The following is a 2662-nucleotide window of genomic DNA, read 5'->3' on the forward strand; positions in this document are numbered from 1 at the left end:
GATTTCAGTCTGTCATAAGCACTTTTCAGTTTTTGTTTTATTTCCTCAACTGAATATTCTTTTTCTTTCGGAATTATACAGTCAATATGTGTCCCCATAGTTTGTTCTCAAATTAACCACAACGTGTTTGTGTATGGTTAGTTGCGTGGTTAAGCAACTAATTTAGTAAACAAACACGAACCGGAGAAAATTCCGAAGGAATTTTCCAAATAAGCACTTGCCAAAGCAATTAATTATACACGGTGTTAGCACCAGTATTTTTATCTTTCAATTCCAATTTTTTTACTTTCCATTCTCCATTTTCTTTTTCCAATTTTGAGGACACATTAAAAACTCCGTTATCAGAAACGAAAACTAACGATAATTCAGAAGTTCCAGTTTCAGAACTCCATTTAGAGTTAACATTTCGTAAAATTCCGTAATGGTTAATTTTTCCAGTTATTTTATTTATTTCAGAGTTGTTTTCACAATAGTTTTGAACTGTTTTCACAGGTTCAGATTTTCCAATAGTTATAAATCCAATAAATACTAAAACCATTGAAAAGACGAGCATTAAAGTGTAGAATTTAAGCAAATGTCTTACCATAAAGAAAATTCCATTAAATGGATTCTTTTTCATTTCCTTATGTAAATTCCCGTAAATTTTTAAAAACTTTGGATAGTATCCTCTTTTTTCTTTATAAGATTTTAGCCAAAAATAAATTCCGAATCCAGTTAAAATAGCAGAAAAAAACATTCCATAAGTTGACGAAGGAAGTATTCCTTTAGAATCTCCAATCCAAGATAAAATCCATAAAATGAATCCAGATGTTAAAAATATTCTGAATAATGTTTTTGTGTTCAAGGTTGAGTTTATATTGGTGCTAACGTGTTTGTGTATGGTTAGTTGCGTGGTTTAGCGACTAAGTTAGCAAACATTTACGAACCCGTGAATATTCCGCAGGAATATTCGCAAGTAGGCTCAATAAAGCAATTAATTATACACGGTGTTGGCAGTAGTATTTATATTTTAATTTCTTTAATATCGTTTTTATCAGGCTTTGTGTTTTTAATTTCTTCTTTAAAGAAACTATCGATTAGATTTTTATCATCAGTTACAAAAACAGGAAGATTAATATGACTAAACTTTGTTAATATTCTTAAGCCTGATGAAGTATCAGTTTCTTTGTAAATTACTTCATCCTCTAGAACACCTTCTAAATAATTAATTCCTAAACTATTAAATTTATGCTCAAACTTAATTTCTCCACCATCATTTAATGGATAAAATGTATCGCATTCCTTGCTCTTTAAAATATGTTCAAAGTCATTTGGAAAAAGAGTTTTATTGTCTTGAATATATAGAGTTACAAGCCTTATGGTGTCTCCTTTTTTAAATAATTCAGTTGTTATCGTATCTAAATGAGATTTATATAATATAATTCCTTCGTAAGTATTTTTGATATTTACAGTATCCGGATAATAGATTTCTAAATAATTCTTTGATTTTTCATGATTTAAGCTGTTACTATTAGTTACAGTTGGAATTTGTTTTTTACAGTAATAAAAGGACGAGAATATTACTAACATCATTATAACCTTTAGATTCTTAATAATTAATTTTTCTTTCATTTTTGAAAATGTTAAATTTGAAATACTAAAGTTTTTATATTACTGCCAACGTGATTGTGTATGGTTAGTTGCGTGGTTAAGCAACTAAGTTAACAAACAAATCACAGATAGAAAATTCCAGCGGAATTTTCGTAAGTCGGTAGTGAACCAAGCAATTAATTATACACGTTGTTGTGTGCTGTACTTTTTTCGTTCATTTACTATTATTTGTTCCGCCCAAGAAATTTTTTCGGCAAAACTCTCTGTTTCAAATTCAAAATATTTCTGCTGAACTTTATTCAGCATTTTGTCTGACAAAATCCAAGATATAAATTCTTCTGCATTTTCTTTTTGGTCGTGAAATCCACTTATTTTTTTTCTATCGAAAAGTGAAGTTTGCTCGTCAACAATAAATTCCGATAAATGCTTAATTGATGCTTTTGATTCCGATTTGTTCCAAACACTTAGTAAATCAGTAAAATTCGGATAAAAGTGAGCAATCGCAGAAAAATAATCTTTAAATTCCCATTCTGCTTTTTCACTATTATCGTTCAGAATACTTTCCCATAGCGCAATCATAAATTCCTGAATAACTGTTTGTTCATTTTCAGTCCATTTATTCCATTCCGCAAGAGTAAGTTTGTCAAACGCAATCCAAATTTCATAAGGCGTTTTTAATTCAGCTGTTAATTCAAAAATTCGTGGTAGGAAATGTTTATAATCGTTTGCATTTCCCCAAGTCGTAATTGCTTTTCCTGTGAAACGAGATAAATCATCTTCAGTTAATTCCGTTAGAGATTTTGAGAATAATTCATCATTCCATTTGTTTAAATCGTCATAATTCGGACTTCCATTCATATTCGAATTGCTATGATACTTTTCAAAAGTTTCATATAATTTCTTGATGTTATTTTTTAGTCTCGATGTCATTTTCGTATTGCACACAACGTGTGCGTGTATTACTTAGTTGCGTGGTTTAAGCAACTAAGTTAGCAAACTTTCACGAACCTGTGAATATTCCGAAGGAATATTCGCAAGTAGAGACTAATACAGCAATTAGTTATACACATTG

The 2662-nt window shown here is 29.8% G+C and carries 3 protein-coding genes; all 3 read right to left on the reverse strand.

The annotated features are described in order from the left end of the window. Positions 1-229: 229 nt before the first annotated feature. Positions 230-844, reverse strand: coding sequence for a hypothetical protein (locus HNV10_RS17020; RefSeq protein ID WP_173302655.1), 615 nt, complete (start codon positions 842-844; stop codon positions 230-232). 158 nt (positions 845-1002) lie between these two features. Continuing rightward, positions 1003-1611, reverse strand: a complete 609-nt coding sequence (locus tag HNV10_RS17025; RefSeq protein ID WP_173302657.1) for a hypothetical protein — start codon at positions 1609-1611, stop codon at positions 1003-1005. Positions 1612-1770: 159 nt separating this feature from the next. Next, complete coding sequence (locus tag HNV10_RS17030; protein ID WP_173302659.1) at positions 1771-2520, reverse strand: hypothetical protein; 750 nt, start codon at positions 2518-2520, stop codon at positions 1771-1773. Between the last annotated feature and the right edge of the window lie 142 nt (positions 2521-2662).

Source organism: Winogradskyella litoriviva (genome assembly GCF_013249065.1).
GTDB lineage: Bacteria > Bacteroidota > Bacteroidia > Flavobacteriales > Flavobacteriaceae > Winogradskyella > Winogradskyella litoriviva.

What these genes read in the sequence shown, in the direction of transcription:
- HNV10_RS17025 (WP_173302657.1), bottom strand. Translation starts at nt 1,611, where the DNA reads ATGAAAGAAAAATTAATTATTAAGAATCTAAAGGTTATAATGATGTTA.
- HNV10_RS17030 (WP_173302659.1), bottom strand. Translation starts at nt 2,520, where the DNA reads ATGACATCGAGACTAAAAAATAACATCAAGAAATTATATGAAACTTTT.